The organism is Gordonia sp. DT218 (assembly GCF_049847105.1).
Classification (GTDB): domain Bacteria; phylum Actinomycetota; class Actinomycetes; order Mycobacteriales; family Mycobacteriaceae; genus Gordonia.
Map to the genome: position 1 here is coordinate 228,662 of NZ_JBNCNS010000003.1, position 25,928 is coordinate 254,589.

Genomic DNA, 25,928 nt, shown 5'->3' on the forward strand with positions numbered 1-25,928 from the left:
GCGGTGAAACTTCAAGCGTCTCCGGCAGTTTGGGTGGTTTGTCCAAATTGTTCGAGTTCAACCTCCGCTGTGGTGCTAAATTCTGTCAATGTCGAGTCGACAGAAAGGCGCATGAGCCGCCGTACGCTCACTGTTCTGATCGATGGGCTGCTCATCGACGATGGCGCGATGGTCCCTCCGCGGATCGGCTCGATCGTCGCTGTGGTGCTCGAGTTCACAGAGACATTCGAACCATCGCGCGAGGCGATGACGGTTGACGGTGTTCTCGACCTGGACCCCACCCCGGGTTTTGAGAGGGCCCTGGATTCGTCGGATGAGCACCGGTACTGGACCGGTGACCTCTACGGCGACGGTTGGCGGGCGTCCTGGCGCGGCGATCGCCCACGCAGCGGGCCAGTCACCCTGACCGGCCGTCTGTGTCACTGGTACCGGCTGTCCTACAACCCCGACAGCGTGGTCCGGGGCCGGGTCGCCCGGATGCAGGTGGTGTCGATCCCATACCACGCCCCAGCCGGCGACCGGTGGGAGCTGATGCCGGGAGAACCCCACCGTTATCGAGACGTCGAGGTGGCACCGCGACGGTTCGACAAACAAGCGCTGCTCTTCGGATCTCCGGAGGTCGACGTCATCATTCACGGGGAGATCGGTCTCCTTGTCGAACTCGACCTCGATGTGCAGGAGCGCTGAGCCGCGAAAGGCCCGCAGCCAACCGATCCGCTCCTGGCGAAATATCCCCGGGAACAAACATTCCGCCACCAGGGTTGAGTCGGTCAGACTGAACTTTGGAGGATGAATGTCACAGACATATTCAGTGCCCGTTCTGTTCGTTCCGGACCTCGTCGTCCTGCCGGGCATGGTGGTTCCGATTCCACTCGACGACGCCGCCCAGGCGACCGTGGACGCGGCCCGGGCCAGCGAATCCGGCAAGCTCCTGGTCGCGCCGCGACTCGACGACCGGTATCCCAGCTACGGCGTGATCGCGTCGATCGTGCAGGTCGGGCGCATGCCCGGCGGGCAGACCGCCGCGGTGGTGAAGGGTGAGTCCCGGGCCCAGATCGGCACCGGTGCGCCCGGCCACGGCAACGCGCTGTGGGTCGAGGTCACCGAGATCGACGACCCCGAGATCACCGACGACGTGAAGGCGCTGGCGGCCGAGTACAAGACGCTCGTGCTGGCGATGCTGCAGCGCCGGGAGGCGTGGCAGATCATCGACGGCGTCAACAAGATGTCGGACCCGTCCGCACTGGCGGACACCTCGGGCTACTCGTCGTGGCTGACCGACATCCAGAAGCGTCAGCTGCTGGAGACCCCCGACATCGCCGAGCGACTCACGCTGCTCATCGACTGGACCGGCGAGCACATCGCCGAGACCGAGGTCAGCGACAAGATCGCGGACGACGTCCGCAACGGTATGGAGAAGCAGCAGAAGGAATTCCTGCTGCGCCAGCAACTCGCCGCCATCCGCAAGGAACTCGGTGAGGACGAGCCCGAAGGTGCCGACGACTATCGCGGTCGCGTCGAAGCCGCCGATCTTCCCGACAAGGTGCGTGAAGCCGCCTTGCGTGAGGTCGGCAAGCTCGAACGTGCCAGCGATCAGTCGCCGGAGACCGGCTGGATCCGGACCTGGCTCGACACCGTGCTCGACCTCCCGTGGAGCGAGCGGACCGAGGACTCTACCGACATCAAGGGTGCCCGCGAGATCCTCGACGCCGATCACCACGGTCTGGTCGACGTGAAGGATCGCATCGTCGAATATCTGGCTGTTCGGGCTCGGCGTGCCGAGCGTGGCCTGCAGGTCGTCGGCGGTCGCGGGTCGGGTGCCGTGATGGTGCTGGCCGGCCCTCCCGGCGTCGGCAAGACGTCGCTGGGTGAATCGGTCGCCCGTGCTCTCGGTCGCAAGTTCGTCCGCGTCGCCCTCGGCGGCGTGCGTGACGAGGCGGAGATCCGCGGTCACCGGCGCACCTACGTCGGCGCTCTGCCCGGCCGCATCGTGCGGGCCATCGGCGAGGCCGGATCGATGAATCCGGTTGTGCTGCTGGACGAGATCGACAAGGTCGGCTCGGACTACCGCGGCGACCCCGCGGCGGCGCTGCTCGAGGTTCTGGACCCCGCGCAGAACCACACCTTCCGTGATCACTACCTCGATCTGGATCTCGACCTCTCCGACGTCCTGTTCTTGGCCACCGCAAACGTGGTGGAGAACATCCCGTCGGCGCTGCTGGACCGGATGGAACTGGTGACCATCGACGGCTACACCGAGGACGACAAGGTCGCGATCGCGCGTGACTTCTTGCTGCCGAGGCAGGCCGAGCGTGCGGCCCTGACCGACGCCGAGGTGACCGTCGCCGACGAAGCACTGCGCGAGATCGCCGCGAACTACACCCGGGAGCCCGGTGTGCGACAGTTCGAACGGCTGCTCGCCAAGTTGCTCCGCAAGGCTGCGACCAACCTCGAATCCGGCAAGGCGCAGGCGCCGATCGAGATCGGGGAGTCCGACCTCAGGGAGTACATCGGTCGAGCGCGCTTCACTCCCGAATCGGAGGAGCGTACGGCGGTGCCGGGCGTGGCCACCGGTCTGGCAGTCACCGGCATGGGCGGCGACGTCCTGTTCATCGAGGTCAACGGCACCGACGGTGAGGCGGGTCTCAAGCTGACCGGTCAACTGGGCGATGTGATGAAAGAGTCGGCACAGATCGCACTTTCGTACGTGCGAGCACACGCCGAGCAACTCGGTGTCGACCCGGCAGCGCTCGACAAATCCATCCACGTGCACGTGCCCGCGGGTGCGGTGCCCAAGGACGGTCCGAGCGCCGGCGTCACGATGGTGACGGCGCTGGTGTCGATGGCGACGGGCCGCAAGGTCCGTGCCGAGGTGGGCATGACCGGCGAGGTCACGCTGAACGGACGGGTGCTGCCGATCGGCGGTGTAAAGCAGAAACTGCTTGCCGCACAACGCAATGGACTGCGGACCGTCTTCATCCCGCAGCGCAACGAGCCCGACCTCGACGACGTCCCGGCCGAGGTCCTCGAGGCGCTCGAGGTGAAGCCGATGGTCGATGTCGCCGACATCATCACGCAGGCGCTCGAACCGGTCGAGGAATTGGCGGTCTCGGCCGCCTGACGGTCGCGTGCCCGCCGACCGATCGGAATCCGAATACGACCGCGGCGTGGGCGAGCCGTGACGACAATAATTGTCGCCGCGGTGCGCTCACGCCGCAGTCATATCGCTGACGGACGGCTCAACCTCCGGCGAACCCGAAGATCCGTGCGATCGCGGCGCGGATCATCGGGCGGTGGAAATTGGTTGTCGCAACGAGCGTCTGCTGTTGGATCAGCCCTTCGACCAGGGCCACGATGAGTTCGGCCGTTCGTGCCGGGCTTTTCGGCGCCTTCGATCGCACAAACGGTTCGGTGAACGCGACAAAGGCGGTGCGATTGGTCGTCACCTGTTCGCGCAGGACGTCGTCGAACTGGGACTCGACGAGGAGCGCATGGCGGGCGGCGACGAGACCCGTCTCCGCCGACATCGCTGTGACGAAATCGGTGGTGCAGTCGAGGACGAGATCGGTGGACGGAACGTCGGTCTCCAGGATCGGCCCGAAAGTACGGATGGCGATCGCGTACATCTGCTCGTACGCCTCGGTCAGCGCCAACGCCTCGAGTCTGGCCCGGGTCGGCGCGTAGTAGTTCACCGAACCCAGCGGCAGTCCGGCCGCCTCGTCCACCGAGCGATGGGTGAGGGCACGGAGTCCTCCGGTCGAGATGACCTCGAGTGCGGCCTCGCCGAAAAGTTTGCGCCGGTCAGCCATCAACGAGATCCGTGGTCACGCCGCCTCCATCATTTCCCAGGTCACGCCCGCAATCGCCGGGGCGTGAGCGTGCGCCCGGCCGCATGAGTGTATTCGGTGCCGTACCAAACCATGGGGTACGGGCAGGGAGATCCTCCCCACATTGAGTCAACCTCGCTCAACTTTCTTGGCCGATCCGGGAACAATCCGCCAGGTGGGTCCGTTGAAAAAATCGAGAGACCTGAGTCATGTAGGCTCAACCCAGGTTGACTCCGGCTTGTTTGTTCAGTAGGACATGAGTCGGATGCACTGAAGTTCGGGTTCCGACGCGGGTCTCGACGAAACATCCGCGGTTCGTGCAGTAAACGGCTCGGGCCCGGCCACGTACTTGGGTGCAACCCATGAACCAGGAGGAGAACACATGTCTCGTGCAGTTGGAATCGACCTCGGCACCACCAACTCGGTGGTCTCCGTGCTCGAAGGCGGCGAAGCCGCTGTCATCGCCAACGCCGAAGGCTCCCGGACGACCCCGTCGGTGGTCGCATTCGCGCGCAACGGCGAGGTGCTGGTCGGGCAGCCGGCGAAGAATCAGGCGGTCACCAACGTTGATCGCACCATCCGTTCGGTCAAACGCCACATGGGCGAGGGTGACTGGACCGTCGGTGTCGACGACAAGCAGTACACCCCCCAGGAGATCAGCGCGCGCACGCTCATGAAGCTGAAGCGCGACGCCGAGTCCTACCTCGGCGAGGACGTCACCGACGCGGTGATCACCGTCCCCGCCTACTTCAACGACTCGCAGCGTCAGGCCACCAAGGAAGCCGGCCAGATCGCCGGCCTCAACGTGCTGCGCATCGTCAACGAGCCGACCGCTGCCGCACTGGCCTACGGTCTCGACAAGGGCGAGAAGGAACAGACCATCCTCGTCTTCGACCTCGGTGGCGGCACGTTCGACGTCTCGCTGCTGGAGATCGGCGACGGTGTGGTCGAGGTCCGTGCGACCTCGGGCGACAACCTCCTCGGTGGCGACGACTGGGATCAGCGCATCGTCGACTGGCTCGTCGACAAGTTCAAGAGCCAGAACGGCATCGACCTGACCAAGGACAAGATGGCCATGCAGCGGCTGCGTGAGGCCGCCGAGAAGGCCAAGATCGAACTGTCTGCTTCGCAGAGCACGTCGATCAACCTGCCGTACATCACCGTCGACGCCGAGAAGAACCCGCTGTTCCTCGACGAGCAGTTGAGCCGCAGCGAGTTCCAGAAGATCACCTCGGACCTACTGGAGCGGACCCGGTCGCCTTTCCAGGCCGTCATCAAGGACGCCGGCATTGCCGTCGGCGACATCGATCACGTTGTCCTGGTGGGCGGCTCGACCCGTATGCCTGCCGTGACCGAGCTGGTCAAGGAGCTCACCGGTGGTCAGGAGCCCAACAAGGGCGTCAACCCCGATGAGGTCGTCGCGGTCGGCGCGGCCCTGCAGGCCGGCGTGCTGCGCGGCGAGGTCAAGGACGTGCTGCTGCTCGACGTGACCCCGCTGAGCCTCGGCATCGAGACCAAGGGCGGCGTGATGCACAAGCTGATCGAGCGCAACACCACCATCCCGACCAAGAGGTCGGAGACCTACACGACGGCAGAGGACAATCAGCCGTCCGTGCAGATCCAGGTCTATCAGGGTGAGCGCGAGATCGCCTCGCACAACAAGCTGCTCGGTTCGTTCGAGCTCGGCGGTATCGCCCCGGCACCGCAGGGTGTCCCGCAGATCGAGGTGACCTTCGACATCGACGCCAACGGCATCGTGCACGTCACCGCGAAGGACAAGGGCACCGGCAAGGAGAACAGCATCCGCATCCAGGAGGGCTCGGGCCTGAGCAAGGACGAGATCGACCGGATGATCAAGGATGCCGAGGCGCACGCCGACGAGGACCGGACGCGTCGCGAGGAGGCGGAAACCCGCAACCAGGCCGAGTCGCTGGTCAATCAGACCGAGAAATTCCTCAAGGAGAACGAGGACAAGGTCCCCGGCGAGGTGAAGGACAAGGTCGAGGCGGCCATCGCGGAGGCGAACGAGTCCCTCAAGGGCACCGACCTCGCAGCGATCAAGTCGGCCGTCGAGAAGCTCTCGGCCGAGTCCCAGGAGATGGGACAGGCGATCTATGCCGCCTCGGCTGCGGAGTCGCCCAACGGTGAGGCAGCCGAAGGTGAGGCCGCCGGCGGCGACAACGACGTCGTGGACGCCGAGGTTGTCGACGAGCCGTCGAACTCCGGGGACAACAAGTGACCGCTGGCGAGCCGGCAGGCACGTATCCGGGTGCCGGGAGCGGAGCGAGCGGGCCCAATGGACCCGACGAGCCGGTCACGGTGTCCGACCGTCGACGCATCGACCCCGAGACGGGCGAGGTGCGCGACGCGGCGGGCGCCGGACCGGGCCCGGCGGACGCCGAGCCGGCAGCAGACGAGCAATCCGACCAGTCAGCGGAAACCGACGCGGACGCGGCGGCCGATCAGGTCGATGCGCGTATCGCCGAGTTGACCACCGATCTGCAGCGTGAACGCGCGCAGTTCGCCAACTTCCGGCGACGTGCCGCAGACGAGAAGCAGGGATCGGTCGCCTACGGCAAGCAGGTGCTGATCGAGAAGCTGCTCCCGATCCTCGACGATCTCGACCGCGCCCGTGCGCACGGCGACCTCGAAGACGGACCCATGCGGACCATGGCCGACAAGCTCAGCGCTGCGCTGGGTGCCGAAGGGCTGATCAAGTTCGGAGAGTCCGGCGACGCGTTCGATCCGGAACTCCACGAGGCGGTCCAGCACGAGGGCGAGGGTGCCCATCCGGTCATCGGTTCGGTGTATCGCGGTGGGTACCGTCTCGGCGAGCGGGTGATCCGCACCGCGATGGTGACGGTCACCGATCCGGTCGACGGGACCCCCGACGGCAGCACGGTCGGAGCAGTGCCGGAAAACGAAGAAACTGGTGCACAATAAGGCAACCGTCCTCGCTCCCTGAGGTGCGAGGAGCGTAGCGACGAGCCACGAAGGGGCGGCTGCGGCAGGCCCCTTCGTGGCTCGCTTCGCTCGCACCTCAGGGAACGGAGAGGCGGCCCCTCGCACCTCGGGGAGCGGAGCGACAGCGAAGACAACTACATCCAGACAACTGAGACAACGAAGGAGGTGACGTCTGGTGGCTCCACAACGTGAGTGGTTGGAACACGACTTCTACAAGGACCTGGGCGTTGCTTCTGACGCTTCGGCTGAAGAGATCAAGAAGGCCTACCGCAAGCTCGCACGCGAGCTGCACCCGGATGCGAACCCGGGTGACACGGCGGCCGAGGAGCGCTTCAAGCGGGTGTCCGAAGCCCACAGCGTGCTGTCCGACGCCGAGAAGCGCAAAGAGTACGACGAGACCCGCGCGATGTTCGCCGGTGGGCGATTCCGTGGCGGCGGCAACGGCTTCCCCGGCGGCTTCCCGGGCGGCGGCACAACCTATACGACGACGACGGGTGGCGCCGACTTCAACATCGGCGACCTGTTCGGCAACGGCGGCGGTACGGCCGACTCGGCCGGCGGATTCGGCGACCTCTTCGAGGGACTGTTCAATCGCGGGCCGCGGTCGTCGACGGCGACGCGTCCCAAGCGTGGCAACGACCTCGAGACCGAGACCACGCTGACCTTCAAGGATGCCGCGCAGGGCACCACTGTCCCGCTCCGGGTGACCAGCCCGGCGCCGTGCACCACGTGTCACGGCAGCGGGGCAAAGCCCGGCACGAGCCCACGAGTCTGCCCGAACTGCAACGGTTCCGGATTCGTCAGCCGTAATCAGGGAGCGTTCGGATTCAGCGAACCCTGCCAGGATTGCCAGGGCACCGGGTCACGTATCGACGACCCCTGCACCGACTGCGACGGCTCCGGCGTGAGGGTTCGTGCGCGGACCATCAACGTCCGCATTCCCGCGGGCGTGGAAGACGGACAGCGTATTCGGCTCGCGGGCCAAGGCGAGGCGGGTCCTCGCGGCGCGCCGTCGGGAGACCTGTACGTCGTCGTCCATGTACGTTCGGACAAGGTCTTCACCCGAAGCGGTAATGACCTCAAGGTCCAACTGCCCGTGAGCATCTCGGAGCTGGTCCTGGGCGCCACGGTGTCCGTGCCGACACTCGACGGGACGGTCGGGGTGAAGATCCCGGCCAACACGACCGACGGCCGCACACTCCGCGTCCGTGGTCGAGGCGTGCCGAAGCGTTCCGGTGGGGCAGGCGATCTCCTGGTCACCGTGAAGGTCGCGGTGCCACCCAAGCTCGACGACGCGGCCGCCGAGGCCATGCGTCGCTACGCCGAGGCCGAGAAGGCCGGCGGCTTCGATCCGCGCGCCGGGTGGGGGCGATGATGATGGCCGGCAAGTTCGAGAGTGAGGGCGGCGCGACCTTCATGATCTCGGTTGCCGCCGAACTCGCCGGCATGCACGCTCAGACGTTGCGCACCTACGACCGGCTCGGTCTCGTCACACCCCAGCGCACCAGCGGCGGCGGGCGGCGGTACTCGGCGCGCGACGTCGACTTGCTCCGCGAGATCCAACGGCTCTCCCAGGAGGAGGGCGTCAACCTCGCAGGAATCAAGCGGATCATCGATCTGAGCAATCAGGTCGACGCTCTGCAACAGCGGGTGCGCGAACTCCAGACCGAGGTGGACAACATTCCGCACCGCCGCAGCGGCGAGCTCGTGCCGGTCCCGCGCACCAGCGCACTGGTGGTATGGCAGCCGCGTCGCAAGCGCAAAGCCGACTGATCGCCGTCGGGAACCACCCGCTACCCTGACTCCCGACAACGTCGCCGGAGACAGGACAGGACCATGGCCGAGACGCAGAGCACCCGCACCCAGGGCAGCTCGATCTCGGCCGGCTCGGTGCTCGGCATCTCCGTCATCGAAGACCAGATCGTCTCGGTCGTGCGCGGTGCCGACGGCGAGATCGTCGCGAGCAATCTGGTCGATCTCTCCGACCCTTCGGCGCAGAGCGCGCAGACCGCCATCCATGAGCTGGTCGACTCCGTGCCGTACGACATCGACCGGATCGGCATCGCGTGTGCGCGACCGGCCACCCAGAGCTATCTGCAGGCGAACCTCTCGCCCGGGACGTCACGTCCGGGTTGGTACGAGAAGGTCGCGGTCACCGACATGCCCGCCGCGCTCGCCGAGGTTGCGCGGGGCGCAGCCGGCGTCCGCGGCATCATCGCCGTCGTCGATCTGGATCGGACCGCCGTCCCGTCGCCGGGCTCGTCCGTGGTGACGCTGGACTCGGCGACCGGCGAGGTGCTCGGGACCGCGGAGTTCGCCTACGGTTCGCCAGGACCCGTGACCGATCCGGCACACGCCACCTCGGTCGCAGAGGCCGTGATCGCGGCGCCCGGCGGATCGTCGGTGACGTCGGTGCTGTGCACCGGACCGGGCGCCGACGTGCCCGGTGCGGTAGCTGCATTGGGTTACGCATTGGCTCGCCCGGTGGCCGCTGCCGACCAGCCGGCCTTGTCCTCCGCGGTGGGCGCTGCGATCCTGGCGTTGCGGCCCGGAGCGGTGCCGCGCGGTTCGTCGAATCGCCGTTGGTGGCTGATCGGCGCAGCGATGGCCGGTGCCCTGGTGCTCGGTGCGATCGCAGCGTCGGCGGTCTTCGCGGGCGTCGACGCAACCGAGGAGAAGGCGCCGACCACGACGACGGTGACTGCTGCGCCCTCGACCATCACCGTCACCTCGACGGCGCAGCCGACCACGGAGACCCAGACCGCCGTCGAGACCTCGACGGTGACCCGGGATCGGGAGACGGTCACCAAAACGACCACCGAGACGGAGTCGGCGTCGGACCCGGCCACGGTCACCGAGACGGAGACCGAGACCGAGACCACGACCGAGACCAGGTTCGGCGGTGGTGGCGAGGCCTCCGCGAACAAGTGGGCGCCACGGGCTTCGAAGCACACGAAGGACAAGCCCAGCCGGTGAACGGACCCGGGTCGGCGGCGCGGATGACCGCGCTCAGGTCACCGGATCGTGTTGAATCCGGCTCGCCGGGACGCCCGCGATCAGCAGCCGCCGCCGCGTCGCCTCGATCATCTGGGCTGAACCCGCGATGAGGACCTGACGGTCATCCCAGGGACCGGTCTGGGCCACCGCATCTCCCAGCGTGCCGATGATGTGCTCGATGCCGAGGGCTTCCGGCGTCGCCGTCGAGGTGATCCACCACGGGTCGCTGGTCTCCTCCGACACGGCGGTGACGGTCAGCCACGGATTGGTGCCGGCGATGCGGCGCAGCACGGCAAGGTCGTAGTGCTCACCGGGATGACGCATCCCGTAGAAGATGTGCGTCGGCGGCGAGTCCGCTCGCTTCGACATCTCGATGAGCAGCGCCCGCAGCGGCGCGAGACCGGTGCCGCCCGCCACCATGAGCACCTTTTGATCACGCTCGACATGTAAAGTTCCGTGGCCTTGCGCGAAATACCAGGTGTCACCGCTCCGGGTCTCCCCGACGATCGCAGAACTGACCGTTCCACCGGCCACCGCGCGCACATGGAATTCCAGTTCACCGGCGGGGTTCGGCGGAATGGCAGGGGACAGGTTCCGCCACATCCGAGGTCGCTGCGGGATCTGCACCTCCAGGTACTGCCCGACGACGAAGCGCAACGGTGCCTTGGTGATCAGGCGAACCACCGCCAGGTCACGGGTGATCCGGAACTTCTCCACCACCTCGGCCGACCACAACGCGGGATGCGGGGCCGTCTCGGCCGCACCACGCATGACACCCGTGGTCAGCATCATCGCCTGCGTCACGGTCTGCGCGGATTCGTCGTCCCAGTAGTCGCCGAGCACCGATGCGAACTCGGCGATCAAAGCCTGATAGATGATGCCGTAATGCTCGGGCCGCACGCCGAACTTGCGATGGTCCCGACCGAGTTGTGCAAGGAACTCGATCAGTTCGTCGTGTCCGTCCTCGCGTGGCACCACGTCGAGGACGTGGTCGATGACGTGATAGAACGCATCCCGCTGTCCCGCCATCACCGCAGGAAAGAGCTCGCGGAGGTCGGGATCGATGGCAAACATCCTGGTGTAGACGTTTGCGGAGAATCGATCGGGATCGCGCCCGATCACCGTGCGTAGGTGATGGAGCGTATGCCGTGAGTGGCTGGGCACGTCGTGGGGTCACCTCCCTGTACCGGTACCGCGGATTTTCCCGCCCAAGACTAATCACCCTAGCGGTCGTTCGACGAGGACTGATGATCCATCATTCGATGTCGGGTTCGCGCAGTGTGTGGCAGGCTCAGTGATGTGAGCTCGCTCGATGGCGTGGTGCCGGGCATAGTCGATGCCCATCTGCACCAGTGGAATCCGCGGAGCACGCCCTGGGCGGCCAATCGACTGTCGCGGCTCTACAGTTTCCTTCCCGCCTTCGGTGATCGTATTTTTCCGATGGTGGTGTCGCAGGCCGACCGGGAGTACGTGCTCACACCGAGCACCGTGGCCCGGGTGTACGAACCCCTGCAGTATCTGGCCGATGCGGCGGCCGTCCGCACCGTCGCCGGGGTCCGGGTCGAGACGGTTGTGCACATGGAGTCGCATTGGCGCCGCGACGGCACCGTTGGCCGGACCGACACTCCGGCGGGGCGTTCGGCCGTGGATGAGACCCGGTACGTCACCAAGCTCCCGTTCGGGGTCGGCCAGTCGCCCGAGTTGGGCGCCATCGTGGCGCACGCCGATCCGCGCGCCGAGATGTTCGCGGAATTGCTCGACGAGCACGCGGCGCTCACCGACCGCCTGCGTGGGGTCCGCTGGATCACCACCCGGCACCCCGATCCACGGATCCGTAACGGCGCTGACGCTGACGGGATTCTCGCCTCGACGTCGTTCCTCCGCGGATTCGCCGAGGTCGCCGAACGTGGCCTCGTGTTCGACGCGTTTGTCTATTCGCACCAGCTGTACGACGTGGTGACGCTCGCGCGGGAGTATCCGGAGGCGACCATCGTGGTCGACCATCTCGGGACGCCGGTCGGGGTGTTCGGTCCGGTCGGTGCGCGGACCGGCGCGACCGCCGGCGCCCGAGCCGACATCCTGCGCCTGTGGCGGGAGCGGATGACCACGCTGGCAGCGTGTCCCAACGTGGTGGTCAAGCTGTCCGGTCTCGGGCTGCCGGTCCTGGGCTACGGCCGGGAGCGGTGGGGCAACATCGGGAGCCGCGGCACCCTCGCGGAGATGGTCGGCCCCCTGGTCGAACACGTCTTCGGACATTTCGGCCCCGACCGGTTGATCTTCGGCTCAAACTTCCCGATCGACAAGCCCAACACCGCACTCGACATGGTGATCGGTGCACTCATCGATCTGCTCGAGCCCCAGGGCGGGGACTACGTGTTGCGGAAGGTCTTCCGTGACAACGCGATGCGGGTCTACGGGATCGGGTAGCGCCCGCCGATTTTGTAGCATAAACCCGCGGTACCCGCGGATTTCTACTACAAAGTTCGACGCCACGGCCAGCGCCGCTGCGGGGCTCCGGCCGGCACCGGGATATCTCGCAGCGCTCGTTTCACGATGTCGGTGAACTCGCTGCACGACTCGTACCGCTTGCAAGGGTCCTTCGCCAGCGCCTTGGTGAACACCGAGTCGAGCGCCGAGGGCAGCCAGGGGCGAGCTCTGGTCAGCGGTGGGACCGGATCGTGCAGGTGAGCGTGAGTGATGGCAAAAGCCGTCGCTCGCTGGAAGGGTGGATCGCCGGTCAGTAGTTCGAACAGGCTGGCGGCCAACGCGTATTGATCTGTCGCCGGTGAGAGACGTTGAGCGGTGAGTAATTCCGGCGAGGCATAGGCGATCGATCCTTGGACTCGGCCGTTACGCGCAAGCGGCCGGGCGTCGTCGAGCAACTGGGCGATACCGAAATCCGTGAGGACCGCATGGACATCGTCGGAAGGTGCTGAAACCATGATGTTGGCGGGCTTGACATCTCGGTGCAGAACCTCGCGGGCGTGGGCGAAATCGAGTGCCTCGGCGATCTGCGCGCCGATCTTCGCGATCGTCGTGATGTCGGGCTCGGCGGGGCGATGGGCGATCAGATCGCCGGCCGACACCCCGCCGATGTACTCCATCGCCATCCACAGAACACCTGGGGCAGTGTGCTTGTCGTCCACCGGGAGCGGATCCATCTCCCCGCGTGCGTACATCTTGACGATGTGGGCGTGCTGCAGCCGAGATGCGATGGTGAACTCGCGATCGAACCGTTCGCGAACCCGTTGCCGGTCGTTGGGCCCGGTGTGAAGCACCTTGAGTGCGACCGGATCGGTGTCACCATCGCGGTGTGCACGGTATACCTCGGCGCTGCTGCCGCTGCCGAGGAGCGCATCGATGGTGTAGCCGGCCACCAAGTCGCCGGCCCCCAGCACCGTAAAGTCGCTCACCCAGCTCATTCTGCCGCGTCGTCGGACCTATGGTTGACACATGACCCGAATGACCGAGCCCGCCTCGTCCGGTCCAGGCGCCCGAACGGTTGCCACGGACTCCCTCGTCGCCGCGCTGCCGATCGGCATGGTGGTCACCGACCTCGACATCCTCGCTGCATATCGGCAGGATCGTGCGCAGGATCCGCAGGCCGGGACGCCGATGGCACTGATCCGCCCGACGACCACCGAGCAGGTGCAGATCGCGGTGCGCTGGTGTGGTGAGCACGGCATCCCTCTCATCACCCGCGGGGCCGGGACCAGCTTGTCCGGCGGTTCGACAGCGGTCGACGAGGCGGTGATGATCTCGACGGAAAAGATGCGCGAGCTCGCCGTGGACACCGCGACGCGGACCGCGGTGGTACAGCCGGGGCTGTTCAACTCCGAGGTGAAGGCGGCCGCCGCGGCCAACGGTCTCTGGTATCCGCCGGACCCGTCGTCGTTTGAGATCTGCTCGATCGGCGGGAACGTCGCCACCAATGCCGGTGGTCTGTGCTGTGTGAAATACGGCGTGACCACCGACTACGTGCTCGGCCTCGAGGTGGTGCTCGCCGATGGTCGCGCGGTGCGGCTCGGCGGCATGCAGCTGAAGGACTCCGCCGGACTGTCACTGACCAAACTGTTCGTCGGCAGCGAAGGGCTGCTCGGCATCATCACCGAGGTCACCCTGCGCCTGCTGCCGCCGCAGGCGCCGGCCTCCACCGTCGTGGGAACCTTCGCGTCGGTCCACGAGGCCAGCCAGGCAGTCCTGGCGATCACGTCGCAGATCCGGCCGGCGATGCTCGAGTTCATGGACTCGGTCTCCATCAACGCCGTGGAGGACATGCTGCGGATGGGGCTGGACCGGGAGGCCGGCGCGCTTCTGGTGGCCCAGTCGGATGCTCCGGGGCCGGCCGGAGCAGCCGAGGTGGAGATCATCTCGCAGGCGTTCGAAGTTCACGGCGCAAGCGAGGTGTTCGCCACCGACGACCCGCAGGAGGGCGAGGCCTTCACCGCGGCCCGTCGTGCCGCGATTCCCGCCGTCGAGAAGATCGGGTCGCTTCTGCTCGAGGATGTCGGGGTGCCGCTCCCGCAGTTACCCGCGTTGATCGACGGCGTTGGAACGATCGCCGCCGACAACCGCGTGCTGATCTCGGTGATCGCTCATGCCGGCGACGGCAACACGCATCCGCTGATCGTCTTCGACCCGGCAGACACCGACGAGGCCGCCCGCGCGCAGCAGGCCTTCGGCCAGATCATGGATCTGGCGATCTCCCTCGGTGGCACCATCACGGGCGAACACGGCGTCGGTAGGCTCAAGAAGAACTGGCTACCGGATCAGGTCGGCCCTGACGTCATGGACCTCACCGCGACCATCAAACGTGCGCTCGATCCCCAGGGCCTGTTGAATCCCGGAGTGATGCTGTAGTCGCTCAGGGACAGGTCCCGCTCAGCCATTCCGTTCCCGCTCATCCTGCCGGGTGCGCGGGAACGGAATCGGTGAGCGGGAATCGGGAAGGCTACGCGGACGTCGCGATCAGCCGCGAGTCCGCGATCGCCGCGGTGCGATGGCGAGCGATGAATTGGTAGTCAGGAGTGGTGACCATCTGCCGGAACGCGTTCGGGTTGGGGTAGCGGACCACCAGGATCGAATCCCAGCGCTCGTCGTCGGGACCGATCACGGTGGGTCCACAATCGCCGTGCAGCACCACCTCCGCGCCGGTCTTGTCGAGGTGTGCCGTGGCCGCCTTGGTGTACAGACGGTAGGCCTCGGCGCCGGAGATCGGCTGTGCGGGCGCGAGGTCGTCGGCCTGCGAATAGTCGGCGACATCGCGGAACCGGAGCAGGTTGAGCATGGTGACGGGTTGGTCGGCCGGTAGCTCGGACAGCTGCCCGAACTGGCCCTTGCGTGGGTCGACGGCGCGGCGGTCGGTGGGTGGGAGTTCGGTGCTCATGGGACGCCTCCGTGGGTCGGGTGGTTTCGGTCGGCGTTCCCGCTCACCCATTCCGGTCCCGCGCATCCTGCGGGATGAGCGGGAACGAGATCGGTGAGCGAGAATGGTCGCGGGTCAGTGCCTTTCGAGGATCGCGGACAGGTCGGCGCTGTCCGGCAGCGCGCCGTATTCGAAGTTGCGGTCCTCGCCGAGGCGGGCCGCGATGAACGCGTCGCCAACCGGTGCCGGTGAGAACCGTACGAGCAGAGACGCTTCGAGGGCAAGGGCCATCGATTCCACCACGGAACGGGCGCGCCGTTGTGCCGATGCCGCGTCGAGGCGGGCGAGCTCACCGAGGTGATCGCGAAGGCCGTCGAGATGGACATCGAGTATCCGGTTCGATCCGCGGGCCAGGGAGACCTCGGCATCGAAGGCGGCCACTGACTCGGGCTCACGGGTCATCGCGCGCAGCACGTCCAGCGCGATCACGTTGCCCGACCCCTCCCAGACGGCCATCACAGGCTGTTCGCGGTACCGCATCGCCAGTGGGAAATCCTCGGTGTAACCGTTGCCGCCCAGGCACTCCAGCGCCTCGTATGAGTGGTGCGGGCCGCGCTTGCAGATCCAGTACTTGGCGACCGCGGTGGCCAGTCGCCGGAAGGCGCGCTCCTGATCGTTGGCGTCCTCGTCGTGGGCGCGGGCCAGACGGATCGCGGTGACCGTCGCGGCCTCGGATTCCAGCGACAGGTCGGCGAGTACGGCGGCCATCGCAGGCTGATCGGCGAGCGTCGCACCGAACGCGGCGCGGTGGCGGGCATGCCAGACCGCCTCGGCGACGGATTGCCGCATGCCGGACGCACTGCCGAGGACGCAGTCCAGGCGGGTCTGCGCGACCATCTCGATGATGGTGCGCACGCCGCGACCGGGTTCCCCGATCATCACCGCGACGGTGCCGTCGAGCTCGATCTCCGACGACGCGTTCGACTTGTTGCCGAGCTTGTTCTTCAACCGCTGGATTCGGAAGACGTTGCGGGTGCCGTCCGGAAGTACCCGGGGCAGCAGGAAGCAGGACAGACCTTCTCCTGCCGGGCCTTCTGCTTGCGCGAGCACCAGGAACGCATCGGACATCGGGGCCGAACAGAACCACTTGTGTCCCGTGAGCAGATACTCGGCGCCGGGACCGCCGCCTGCCACCGGCTTGGCGACCGTGGTGTTGGCGCGGACATCGGAGCCGCCCTGCTTCTCGGTCATCGACATCCCAAAGATCGCCGACGACTTATCGGCGGAGAGATCGGGGGAGTAGCTGCGGGACAAGGCCTTCGGAACCCACTGCGCGGCGACGTCGGGTTGCAGCTCCAGCGAGGGGATGACCGCGTGGGTCATCGACACCGGGCAGGCGTGGCCCGGCTCGATCTGACCGAACATCATGAATCCGGCGGCCCGCACCACATGGGAGCCGAGCTGCGGGTCGGCCCAGCAGCGGGTGTGCGAGCCGTGGGCGATCGACGCGGAGATGATCCGGTGGTACGCGGGGTGGTACTCGACCTCGTCGATCCGGTTGCCCCACCGATCGTGGGTGTGCAGTTCCGGCGTGATCGTGTTGGCCAGGTGGGCGTCGTGCTGGAACTGTTCGCTGCCGACCAGGGCGCCGATCTCGCGCAGCTCGTCGTCGGCCCATCCGCCGTCGTGGCGTTGAACAGCCTCACGGAGAACGGTGTTGAGTTCATATTCGTTGATGTCGCGACGGGGTGCGGACTGGTTGAGCACCGTGTGCGTGACGTGGGGCTGCGGTGTGATGTGGGTGTCGGACTGCGTCATCGTGTTTCCTTCTCATCTCGCTGGTCGAGTAGCCGCGAAGTCATCCCGGTGAGCTCATCCCGTTGGTCGGGTGTCGTGAACTCATCCCGCGGGTCGAGTGCCTCATGAACCTCACCCCGCTGGTCGAGTAGCCGCGAACGAAGTGAGTGGCGTATCGAGACCACCCGTCAGAGTTCGATCGAGAACCTGCTCCGGTATCTGCAGATTCGTGAAGATCACGGCGACGGCCTCTTCGAGGTTGTCGTCGAAATCGGGCCCGGTCGCGGCCTTCTGGACGATGAGCCCGAAGATCGCCGACCAGAACGCCTTTGCCTCCACGCCGATCTCGGCGCGCAGTTGCCAGCCGGTCCGGACCAGGGTGCGCATCAGGGCATCTTCGCCGCGCTCGTGGAGGGTGCGCAGTGTGTCGCTGATGCCGTCCCGTAGATCCGCGCGACGCGAGACGAGGAGCATCGCAGTCGTGAAGAGTTCGACGTTGCGTGCCTGCGGACCGAGCAGCGAACTCACCAGGGTGTTGGTGTACTCGCGCACTGTGGTGGCGGACGCAGCGGCATCTTCGGCGTGGCGCCCGGCGCGCAGGACCGCGGCACATGCCACCTCGACGAAGAGTTGCTCCTTGGAGCCGAAGTAATACGTGACCTGGTTCGGGTAGGCGCCCGCCCGTTGGCAGATCTGGGCGATGGACGCCGTCTCGCCCTGCTCGACGAACACCTCGGTGGCTGCGGACAGCAACGCCCGACGTGTCGCCTTACCGGCTTCACGCGTGCCACGTCCGTTTGCGCTGGTCATCGTCACCTCGTCAAGTGTTTGTATGGAAAACAATAAATGACGAGATCGGTGGCGGTCAAGGACGGCTCGGAACCAACTTGCCTAGCAGGCCAGGATCACGGTCGAGACCGGCGAGCCCCGAGGGTTCAGTCGAGTCAGAACTATCCGCCCGGTGGATAGTTCGTATTCGTGAGATCCGGTTCCCCTTTCGGCGAATCGCCCTGACACTGGTGACTCGGACCACAGTCAGTCGAACCGTCGTCGATAAGGACAGATTCGTGTCTCACCAGAGGGCTCACCTCAGTCAGGTCGAAATCGCCACCCCGAACATCGCCACGTCGGCGCGCTGTCATATCGAGCAGTTCGGAGTGCGGGCATGACCGGCCGGACACCGGTAACCGGCGGCGCCATGCCCGGCGTGCACAGTGGCCCGCGGCGGTTTCGTGAGCAGCGCTGGCTGGTCGACGAGACGATCCGAGCGCAGACCATCGAATTCGATCAGCCACGTCTGGCCTACCATCTGGGCCCGGTCGGCGATGAACTCGCGCCGGCGGATATGGCCGTTATCCGTGGCGCGGTGCGCAAGCTCGACGATCACGTCCCGGTCGTCACTGGGGTAGCGCGGCGCCGTGAGCGGTTTGCACGGGAGGCCGAGGATGCCGGGCATCCGCAGACGGCCGCGGTGCACTGGTATGCCGCGGCCCAACTGTGGTCGCTGGCCTGCTGGCCGGTATGGACCGACGAGGCGCTGGTTCGTGAGCTCGACGACCACAAGAATGCCGCCTATCTTGCCTGGGGCGCACATTCGGATCACCATGTCGAGCGCGTCGACATCCCCTTCGGCACCGGCGTGCTCGCGGCCTGGTTTCACCGCCCGGCCGGTGCCGATGGGCCGTTCCCCACTGTGCTGGCCTGTGGCGGCATGGATGCCCCGCGCGAGATCGTCGTATCCCGTGCCGCGGACCCGTGGCTGGCACGAGGATTCGCGGTGCTCGCGGTCGACGGTCCCGGCCAGGGGGAGACCGCGATCCGGGGTGTCCACGTCACCCCTACCGCCTGGATCGAGGCGGGCCGGGTGCTGGTCGATTGGCTGCGTGCGCGCCCCGAGGTAGACGACGACCGATTGGTCTGTGCCGGCACCAGTTTCGGATCGCACTGGATGACCCAGGTCGCGGCGACCTCGCCGGTGTTCCGCGGCTGTTCGGTTGCTCTGCCTGCTTTCGAACCCGGTCTCCGCACCTTGTTCGAGCAGGCCTCGCCGACCTTCAAGGCCCGGCATATGTGGATGGCCGGGCTCTACGATGACGAGGCAGCATTCGACGACATGGTCGCCGGTTACGATTTGCGCCCGCTGATCAGGGAGATGAACGTTCCGTGGCAAATCATCGGGGGCACGGCCGATGAATTATCGCCCACTGGGTGGGTCGACGAATTAGCCCGAATCTGTCCCGCATACTCTTCGATCACCAGATACGCCGGTGCCCGCCACTCCATGACCGACAGCCCGGCAACCGCACTGGGCCCGAGCTGGCGCGGGCTGACGATCGACTGGCTGCACGACTTGGCACTAGGCAAGCCCGCCGGGGACGAACATCGATTGGTCACCGCCGCAGGCGAAGTCGTCGACCTTCCGCACCCCCGCAGGAGCTGATCGGTGTCACGTCGCAAAACCGGAGTAACGAAGTGAAGGCCCACGTCGTACGTCGCGGGGGAAAATCTGACCCTGCCAGACGGCCCGGATATTCGGTTCCATGAATACATCGGGGCCTGTAGCCGCAGGACCACCGTCGACGAAGGAATGGAGATTGCCGTGCGTGGAGTTGTCATGCACACCGCCGGGGACGTGCGTGTCGAGGACCGCGAGGATCCGAGGATCATCGAACCGACTGATGCCGTGATCACGTTGACCGCAACCTGTATCTGCGGTTCGGATCTGTGGCCCTATCGGGGTATTGAGCCCGCCGATCACCAGGTCATGGGCCATGAGTACATCGGCGTGGTCGAGGAGGTCGGCCGCGCCGTCGAAACCGTCAAGGCCGGCGACTTCGTCGTCGGCTCGTTCGTGATCTCGGACAACACATGTGAAATCTGTCAGGCTGGGTTTCAGTCGAAGTGTGTACACGCCGAGTTCGTTGCGCAGACCGTGGGCACCCAGGCCGAGAAGGCGCGGATTCCGCACGCCGACGGCACGCTCGTGAAGACCCCCGGCACCCCCGACCCCGAGCTGTACCCGGCTCTGCTGGCGGCCTCGGATGTGCTCGGCACCGGTTGGTATGCCGCGGTGGCGGCTGAGGCCGGTCCTGGTAAGACGGTGGCCGTTGTCGGTGATGGCGCGGTTGGTCTGATGGCGGTTCTCGCGGCCAAGCAGCTCGGCGCCGAGCGGATCATCGCGATGTCACGTCACCCGAAGCGGCAGGAACTTGCCCGCTACTACGGCGCCACCGACATCGTCGAGGAGCGCGGCGATGCGGGAGTGGACAAGATCAAGGAGCTCACGAACGGGCTCGGCGCGCACTCGGTGGTAGAGGCCGTCGGCACGCAGGAGTCGTTCATGCAGGCCGTCGGCGCGACCCGCGGCGGCGGACACCTGGGCTACGTCGGCGTGAACTACGACGTGCAGATCCCCGGCATCGAGCTGTTCTTTGCCGGCATCCACACCCTTGGTGGGCCGGCACCGGTGCGGCGGTTCCTGCCCGACCTCATCGACCGCATCTGGCGGGGCGAGATCGACCCCGGGAAGGTCTTCGACCTCACCTTGCCCTTGGAGGAGGCCCCGGAGGGATACAAGGCGATGGACCAACGCCGCGCCACGAAGGTGATGCTCACGCTGTAAGCGGCCGTCGCCGAGTCGGGACGGCGAGGATGAGCGGACCGGCCCGTCTCGGTGGGCGCATCTCTCAGCCATTTGGGGTGGGGAAATCGTATTCTGGAGGAGTGGACATGAAGGCTGAGATCAGGGAGTTCCTGACCTCCCGGCGGGCGAACATCACGCCTGAACAAGCCGGCGTGCCCACGGGCAACAGCGAACGCCGCGTGCCGGGGCTTCGGCGCGAGGAGGTCGCCACCCTCGCGGGGGTGAGCGCCGATTACTACACGAAGCTCGAACGTGGGAAGGTCGCCAGCGCCTCGGACAGCGTGCTGGAGTCGATCGCTCGCGCCCTTCAGCTCGACGACGCCGAACGCACTCATCTGTTCGATCTCTTCCGCCCCAACGTCTCCGGGATTCGGGCCGCCGAGTCTGCTCCGACAGGTCTGAGGGAGTCGCTCCGGCGGATGCTCGACAGCATGACGGTGCCGGCGCTCGCCTACAACGCGCTGCAGGACATCGTCGGCGCCAACCTGCTGGGACGTGCGATGTTTGCGCCCTTGTTCGATTCTGACCGCCCGAACTTCTCCCGGTTCTCCTTCCTCGATCCGCGTGCGCGAGAGTTCTTCGGCGACTGGGAGTTGGCGTGCAGTCTGAATGCGGCGATGCTCCGATACGCCGTCGGACGTGACCCCCTCGCGCCCGAGCTCGCGGCCCTCATCGGCGAACTCTCTACGCTGAGTCCCGCGTTTCGTGCGCACTGGGCTGCGCAGGACGTGCATGAACATCGCACCGGCCGAAAACTCTTCCACCACCCCGAAGTCGGCGATCTGGAAGCCGACTACGATGTGCTCGACGTCCCGGGTGAACCGGGCATATCGATCACGTCGTACACCGCCCCGGCAGGTAGCGCGACGGCAGAGAAGTTCGCTCTGCTGGCCAGTTGGGCAGCCGGCCAGAACCTGACCGCCATTCCCAGAGCCGACGCTGTGAAGTAGCCCGACCGACTCGACACACTGGCGTGGCGTAGGCGGACCGGTGCCAGGCCATGCTGGGACCTCCCGGGCGTCCAGGCATCGCGATTACCGTTGACTGCATGGACAATCGAGCCGAGATCCGGGAGTTTCTGGTGACCCGCCGCGCGAAGTTGCGCCCCGAGGACACGGGCCTGCCGTACTTCGGTGGGATGCGCCGGGTGCCCGGGCTGCGCCGCGAGGGCTTCACAGCTTGGCGCACGGCTACCTTCGTCGAGGAGAACGTCGAGGGTCGCCTGCAGGATTCGAGAGCGGCGTTCCCGGGTCGTTGGTTTCCCGTGGCGCATCTGGTCTCCGATGTCGGACTCAGTGCGTACCCTGTACGTACTTTGGGTGAGGCTGGTCGAGGCTGAAGGACATCGTGTGACTGCCGAATCTGTGCAGGACCGTGCTCGGGCGCGAGTGCAGGAACTGCCCGGGACTGATCTGGAGCATCCCTTCGGGCCCGGCTGGGATGTCTACAAGGTTCGGGGCAAGGTCTTCATGCTGTTCACCGAGGTGACCGGGGAACCGATCGTGATCCTGAAGACCGATCCGGAGGAAGGGAAGGCCCTGCGGGAGCAGTACGACGACATCTCTCCCGGGTATCACATGAACAAGAAGCACTGGATCACGTTGCACCCCTGGGGCGGCCTGTCGACGCCGTTGATCGATGATCTGGTCACGGATTCATACTTGCTTGTCGTGGCGAATCTGCCGTGGGCGAAGCGCCCTGTTGACCCGGACACGTTTGGTCGGGGTCTCCGGTGACGCTCTCGGGAAAGCAGCTCCAGCAGATCGCTCGTGACACGGCCGCGTCACTCGACGGCGTCACCCGCGGCCGTCCGTTCACTGCGCACCTGGACGTGTGGAAAGTGCGGGACAAGGTTTTTCTCATCGTCACCGACGACGACCCTGACCTGCAGATCGTCACCGTCAAGGTCGATCCGGATCACGGAGACGCGCTGCGCCGCGACCACGGCACGATCACGGCCGGGCGCTACCTCGACAAGCTGCACTGGATCTCGATCGGATCCGGTCCAGGCATTACGTCTGCGCTGATCGACGACCTGGTGCACGGCTCGTACGAGCTCGCCGGCGAGCACGCCACCAAAAGGCGCAAGTGATGGACGGGCAGCAGACGTTGCTGTTCGAGCCGGATGATGCCTCTCGACCGCCGGCCGACCGGTTGAGACCGAACGTCCTGACCGACGTTGTCGGTCAGGCTGGCTAGATCACGTCCGCGTCAGCGCGACCGGTGAGCGCGCCACCTGGCGTGCCGGCGAGCGAGTTTTGTCGCAACCTGACCGTCGTCGCCAAGCCCACGCCGAGGAGCACGAGGTACAGCGGGAACGCTGCTTCGGCGACCGTCCAGGTCTGAAGGCTGAGCATGGTGATGGTGCCGTTGAGCGCCGTGCAGACGTAGACGGCCGAACGTTCGGTGTCGGGGCGGCGCCAGGCTTTAACGATCGTCGGGATTCCACCGATCGCGTCCGCGGCGAGGGCGGCGAGGACTGCCAGCAACGGGTTGTCGAAGGTCAGCCACAGGACCAGGGCAAGCACCGAGACCGCGCCGCAGGACAGATCGAAAGCTGTGATCTGCCAATAGCTCGAGCGATTGGCGAATGACGCCGCAAGGATGACGAAGGGCCCGAGGCCGATCGCGAGTGTCGAGATGGCGGGCAGGCCAACGCCGTCGTGGAGCTGGGCGAAGAAGGCGATCATCGGCGCGGCGCCCCACAGAAACCACGACACCCTGTTCGGTCGCACGCGGCCGCGCACGGTGAGGATGGCGTAGCTGATGCTCCCGACCATCGAGAACGCGGCGCCGAGGAGCACGAACCGCGGATCAATCACCACTTGCCCCCACTGCTTGTCCACCTCTCTCTGGGGATGGGCGTACCTACATTGCAAACGCGTCGGCCCACCCGAGGCTTCCCCGGGTGGGCCGACAGGTTCTCGAGTCGGGCTACACGATCACGGCACCGCCGGGTCTTTACCGAACCCCAATCCGATGTTGGCGGTGTTGCGTTGGCCGGCAACCACATTGACCTGGACCGCAGCCGGTTCGTACATGCTCGCGACCACGGTGAACAGCCCTTCGGTCAGGCCTTCGATGCGATAGCGGCCGTCGGCGTCGGTGGTCACCGAGGCGACGATCGTCTGGTCGGGACCGATCGCCGAAACCGTCGCACCCTCGAGCGGAGAGCCGTCGGTGGTGCGTACCGAACCCTGCATACCGCTGGTGGCAACCAGCAGGATGTCGACGGCGTCGGTGGTCCGGCCCGCGGAGTCGACGGTCACCAGTTGGCTGGCCGGCTGATAGCCGGGTGCCGATGCGGTGACCGCCACGGTGTCGCCCGCGGACAGGCCGGCGATCGTGAAGTACCCGTCGGAATCGGCGTGCGCCTGCGTCACAACGGCACCGGATTGGTCGGTCACGATCAGGTTGGCGGCGAGTGGGCGCGCGACGTCACGGACTCGCCCGCGCAGCACGGAGCCGCCTGCCAGGGTGAAGTCGCGGCGGAACACCGCATCGCCGACGACCGAGACCGTCATGGCCTTGGGGGAGCGCCCCGGTGCCGTGGCGATGACGGTGTATGTGCCGTCAGCGATGTCGTGCGCGGCATAGGTGCCGTCGGCGTGCACGGCGGTGCTGCCCGCTTGGTGGCCGCGAGTGTCGGTGACGGTGATCGCGGCGGTGCCCAGGGGCGTGCCGTCGCCGGTGGTGATGCGGCCGGCGATGCGCGGGCGGTCATCTCGTGATCCGACCTCACCCGCGGAGTCGAGTCGATGATGGGCGCCGCTGGTGGGCGCTTCGTCGATCGGCTCGGGTGTCTCCATCGAGACGGCGTCCTCGTGGTCGACGGGCGGGGTTTCGTCGGCGCCCGCAGCGGCACCGGCGCGACGATGCTTGATCGGGATGAAGAGGGTGATCGCGACGCCGACGAAGGCGGCGATCGCGCCGATCACGAAGCACCACTTGAACGCCGTGTGGCTCGGCACCTCGGCGGGTCCGTAGGCCACGGTGGAGCTGGTCAGCACCAGCGCCATGACGGCCGATGCGCTGGTGGTGCCGACGGACCGCATCAGGCCGTTGAGACCGACCGCCGCACCGGCCTCGGTCATCGGCACGGCGCCCATGATCAGGGTCGGCATGGCGGCATAGCCGATGCCGACACCCGCCGAGCAGATCACCGCCGCGACTGCCAGCTGCCATGGCGCATCCATCAGCATGGACGCCACGAGGTAGCCCAGGCCGAGGACGGTCGCGCCGATCGCCAGGGTGAACTTTGCGCCGATGTTGTTGATCAAGGTGGCCGAGACGGGCGCGAACACCAGCATCATCAGACCGCCCGGTGCCATCCACAGGCCGGCGGCCAGCAGGGTCTGGCCGAGACCGCCCATCGCCTCGGGGATCTCGAGCAGCTGAGGCACGACGATCATCTGCGCCATCATTCCGAATCCGATGGCGATCGCCCCGATGTTGGTCAGCAACACCGCGGGACGCGCCGTGGTCCGCAGATCGACCAGGGGCTCGGAGTGACGCAGCTCGAACATGCCCCAGATGAGCAGCACGGCGATCCCGCCGAACATCATGCCGAGGGTGGTGCCCGAGCTCCAGCCCCAGTCGTTGCCCTTCGAGACGGCGATCAGCACGCCGGACAGTCCGATGGCCAGACCGACGGCGCCGACGATGTCGAAGCGTCCGCCTGCGGTGCCGTCCTCGACGTGGGGGACCAGCAACGTGACGAGTGCGGCGACGATGACGGCGAGTCCGGTCGACACCCAGAACAGCGCGTGCCAATCCCATTGCTGCGCCACCCAGGCGGCCAGCGGCAGCCCGATGGCCCCGCCGACGCCCATGGTCGCGCTCATCGCGGAGACCGCCATCGATGTCAGTCGCGGTGGTGTCACCTCGCGCATGAGGCTGATGCCGAGTGGGATGAAGCCCATCGCGAGACCCTGGACGGCACGTCCGACGATCATCGGGATGAGCTCCGAGCTCAGTGCACACACCAGCGAGCCGACGATCAACAGGAGAGCGCTCGCCAAGAGGATGCGCTTCTTGCCGAACATGTCGCCGAGGCGGCCGGAGATCGGCATCGCGATGGCCGCGGCCAACAGTGTGGCGGTGACGACCCACGATGCGTTCGAGATCGACGTGTTCAGCAGAGTCGGGAGTTCCGGCTGGATCGGCACGATCAGCGTCTGCATGAGTGACGCGACCAGGCCGCCGAAACACAGCACGATGACGACCGCGATGGCGGCACCGGTGTGGTTGTCGTCGGTCAGTTCGCCGTCCACCGGCACCGTGTCGTTCGTGTCCGGTGAATCGCGGGTTGACGTAGTGGTCATAAGTGCACCCT

The 25,928-nt window shown here is 66.5% G+C and carries 22 protein-coding genes and 1 pseudogene; 15 read left to right on the forward strand and 8 right to left on the reverse strand.

The window, feature by feature from the left end:
* Positions 1-111: 111 nt before the first annotated feature.
* Together ACPXCG_RS12565 and lon are read left to right on the forward strand one after the other, a co-directional pair.
* On the forward strand, positions 112-687 hold the full coding sequence (locus ACPXCG_RS12565; protein WP_425792305.1) for a hypothetical protein: 576 nt from the start codon (positions 112-114) through the stop codon (positions 685-687).
* A 106-nt stretch (positions 688-793) separates the two neighbouring features.
* Positions 794-3,121 (forward strand): endopeptidase La, encoded by a 2,328-nt coding sequence (gene lon, locus ACPXCG_RS12570; protein WP_425792306.1) that lies wholly within the window; start codon positions 794-796, stop codon positions 3,119-3,121.
* 118 nt (positions 3,122-3,239) lie between these two features.
* Here the strand turns inward: lon and ACPXCG_RS12575 are convergent, their stop codons facing one another.
* Entirely contained in the window at positions 3,240-3,809 is a 570-nt protein-coding gene (locus tag ACPXCG_RS12575; RefSeq protein WP_425792307.1) for a TetR/AcrR family transcriptional regulator, read from the reverse strand.
* Between the two features lie 400 nt (positions 3,810-4,209).
* On the opposite strand from ACPXCG_RS12575, the gene dnaK reads away from it, so the two are divergent.
* The 5 genes from dnaK to ACPXCG_RS12600 all read left to right on the forward strand — a co-directional run bounded on the left by dnaK (position 4,210) and on the right by ACPXCG_RS12600 (position 9,767).
* The gene (gene dnaK / locus ACPXCG_RS12580) at positions 4,210-6,066 is read left to right on the forward strand and encodes a molecular chaperone DnaK (protein WP_425792308.1); all 1,857 of its coding nucleotides are present in this window, start codon (positions 4,210-4,212) and stop codon (positions 6,064-6,066) included.
* On the forward strand, positions 6,063-6,770 hold the full coding sequence (gene grpE, locus ACPXCG_RS12585) for a nucleotide exchange factor GrpE (protein ID WP_425792309.1): 708 nt from the start codon (positions 6,063-6,065) through the stop codon (positions 6,768-6,770). The genes dnaK and grpE overlap by 4 nt, the downstream gene beginning before the upstream one ends.
* 196 nt (positions 6,771-6,966) lie before the next feature.
* Positions 6,967-8,166, forward strand: a complete 1,200-nt coding sequence (gene dnaJ / locus ACPXCG_RS12590) for a molecular chaperone DnaJ (RefSeq protein WP_425792310.1) — start codon at positions 6,967-6,969, stop codon at positions 8,164-8,166.
* A gap of 2 nt (positions 8,167-8,168) precedes the next feature.
* Complete coding sequence (locus ACPXCG_RS12595) at positions 8,169-8,564, forward strand: heat shock protein transcriptional repressor HspR (protein WP_425792311.1); 396 nt, start codon at positions 8,169-8,171, stop codon at positions 8,562-8,564.
* A gap of 63 nt (positions 8,565-8,627) precedes the next feature.
* The gene (locus ACPXCG_RS12600; RefSeq protein ID WP_425792312.1) at positions 8,628-9,767 is read left to right on the forward strand and encodes a hypothetical protein; all 1,140 of its coding nucleotides are present in this window, start codon (positions 8,628-8,630) and stop codon (positions 9,765-9,767) included.
* A gap of 33 nt (positions 9,768-9,800) precedes the next feature.
* On the opposite strand, the gene ACPXCG_RS12605 is transcribed toward ACPXCG_RS12600, so the two are convergent.
* Entirely contained in the window at positions 9,801-10,952 is a 1,152-nt protein-coding gene (locus ACPXCG_RS12605; RefSeq protein WP_425792313.1) for an FAD-binding oxidoreductase, read from the reverse strand.
* Between the two features lie 135 nt (positions 10,953-11,087).
* Between ACPXCG_RS12605 and ACPXCG_RS12610 the strand changes: the two genes are divergently transcribed.
* Positions 11,088-12,215: an amidohydrolase family protein gene (locus ACPXCG_RS12610; RefSeq protein ID WP_425792314.1), complete on the forward strand. Its 1,128-nt coding sequence runs from the start codon at positions 11,088-11,090 to the stop codon at positions 12,213-12,215.
* 47 nt (positions 12,216-12,262) lie between these two features.
* Here ACPXCG_RS12610 and ACPXCG_RS12615 read toward each other — a convergent pair whose 3' ends face one another.
* Positions 12,263-13,201: a serine/threonine-protein kinase gene (locus tag ACPXCG_RS12615; RefSeq protein ID WP_425792315.1), complete on the reverse strand. Its 939-nt coding sequence runs from the start codon at positions 13,199-13,201 to the stop codon at positions 12,263-12,265.
* Between the two features lie 49 nt (positions 13,202-13,250).
* On the opposite strand from ACPXCG_RS12615, the gene ACPXCG_RS12620 reads away from it, so the two are divergent.
* Entirely contained in the window at positions 13,251-14,648 is a 1,398-nt protein-coding gene (locus ACPXCG_RS12620) for an FAD-binding oxidoreductase (RefSeq protein WP_425792814.1), read from the forward strand.
* Between the two features lie 91 nt (positions 14,649-14,739).
* On the opposite strand, the gene ACPXCG_RS12625 is transcribed toward ACPXCG_RS12620, so the two are convergent.
* The 3 genes from ACPXCG_RS12625 to ACPXCG_RS12635 form a co-directional block, all read right to left on the reverse strand.
* Positions 14,740-15,174: a DUF1330 domain-containing protein gene (locus ACPXCG_RS12625; RefSeq protein WP_425792316.1), complete on the reverse strand. Its 435-nt coding sequence runs from the start codon at positions 15,172-15,174 to the stop codon at positions 14,740-14,742.
* 114 nt (positions 15,175-15,288) lie between these two features.
* The gene (locus tag ACPXCG_RS12630; RefSeq protein ID WP_425792317.1) at positions 15,289-16,971 is read right to left on the reverse strand and encodes an acyl-CoA dehydrogenase family protein; all 1,683 of its coding nucleotides are present in this window, start codon (positions 16,969-16,971) and stop codon (positions 15,289-15,291) included.
* Between the two features lie 111 nt (positions 16,972-17,082).
* Positions 17,083-17,760 carry a TetR/AcrR family transcriptional regulator C-terminal domain-containing protein gene (locus ACPXCG_RS12635; RefSeq protein ID WP_425792318.1) on the reverse strand — a complete coding sequence of 226 codons (678 nt, stop codon included), beginning with the start codon at positions 17,758-17,760 and terminating at the stop codon, positions 17,083-17,085.
* A gap of 355 nt (positions 17,761-18,115) precedes the next feature.
* Here ACPXCG_RS12635 and ACPXCG_RS12640 point away from each other — a divergent pair, with 355 nt between their 5' ends.
* The 6 genes and pseudogenes from ACPXCG_RS12640 (at position 18,116) to ACPXCG_RS12665 (ending at position 22,685) form a co-directional block, all read left to right on the forward strand.
* A complete protein-coding gene (locus ACPXCG_RS12640; RefSeq protein ID WP_425792319.1) occupies positions 18,116-19,390 on the forward strand; it encodes an alpha/beta hydrolase in 1,275 nt (424 codons plus the stop codon).
* 159 nt (positions 19,391-19,549) lie between these two features.
* On the forward strand, positions 19,550-20,572 hold the full coding sequence (locus tag ACPXCG_RS12645) for a zinc-dependent alcohol dehydrogenase family protein (protein ID WP_425792320.1): 1,023 nt from the start codon (positions 19,550-19,552) through the stop codon (positions 20,570-20,572).
* Positions 20,573-20,679: 107 nt separating this feature from the next.
* A complete protein-coding gene (locus ACPXCG_RS12650; protein WP_425792321.1) occupies positions 20,680-21,543 on the forward strand; it encodes a helix-turn-helix transcriptional regulator in 864 nt (287 codons plus the stop codon).
* A 98-nt stretch (positions 21,544-21,641) separates the two neighbouring features.
* Positions 21,642-21,761: pseudogene (locus tag ACPXCG_RS12655) on the forward strand (transcriptional regulator); the annotation flags it as partial.
* Between the two features lie 181 nt (positions 21,762-21,942).
* Positions 21,943-22,329 (forward strand): MmcQ/YjbR family DNA-binding protein, encoded by a 387-nt coding sequence (locus tag ACPXCG_RS12660; protein WP_425792322.1) that lies wholly within the window; start codon positions 21,943-21,945, stop codon positions 22,327-22,329.
* Positions 22,326-22,685 carry an MmcQ/YjbR family DNA-binding protein gene (locus ACPXCG_RS12665; protein ID WP_425792323.1) on the forward strand — a complete coding sequence of 120 codons (360 nt, stop codon included), beginning with the start codon at positions 22,326-22,328 and terminating at the stop codon, positions 22,683-22,685. Before ACPXCG_RS12660 ends, ACPXCG_RS12665 begins: the two co-directional genes overlap by 4 nt.
* Before the next feature lie 103 nt (positions 22,686-22,788).
* Here ACPXCG_RS12665 and ACPXCG_RS12670 read toward each other — a convergent pair whose 3' ends face one another.
* Together ACPXCG_RS12670 and ACPXCG_RS12675 are read right to left on the reverse strand one after the other, a co-directional pair.
* Positions 22,789-23,418 (reverse strand): hypothetical protein, encoded by a 630-nt coding sequence (locus tag ACPXCG_RS12670; RefSeq protein ID WP_425792324.1) that lies wholly within the window; start codon positions 23,416-23,418, stop codon positions 22,789-22,791.
* A 117-nt stretch (positions 23,419-23,535) separates the two neighbouring features.
* Positions 23,536-25,917 carry an MFS transporter gene (locus ACPXCG_RS12675; protein WP_425792325.1) on the reverse strand — a complete coding sequence of 794 codons (2,382 nt, stop codon included), beginning with the start codon at positions 25,915-25,917 and terminating at the stop codon, positions 23,536-23,538.
* Between the last annotated feature and the right edge of the window lie 11 nt (positions 25,918-25,928).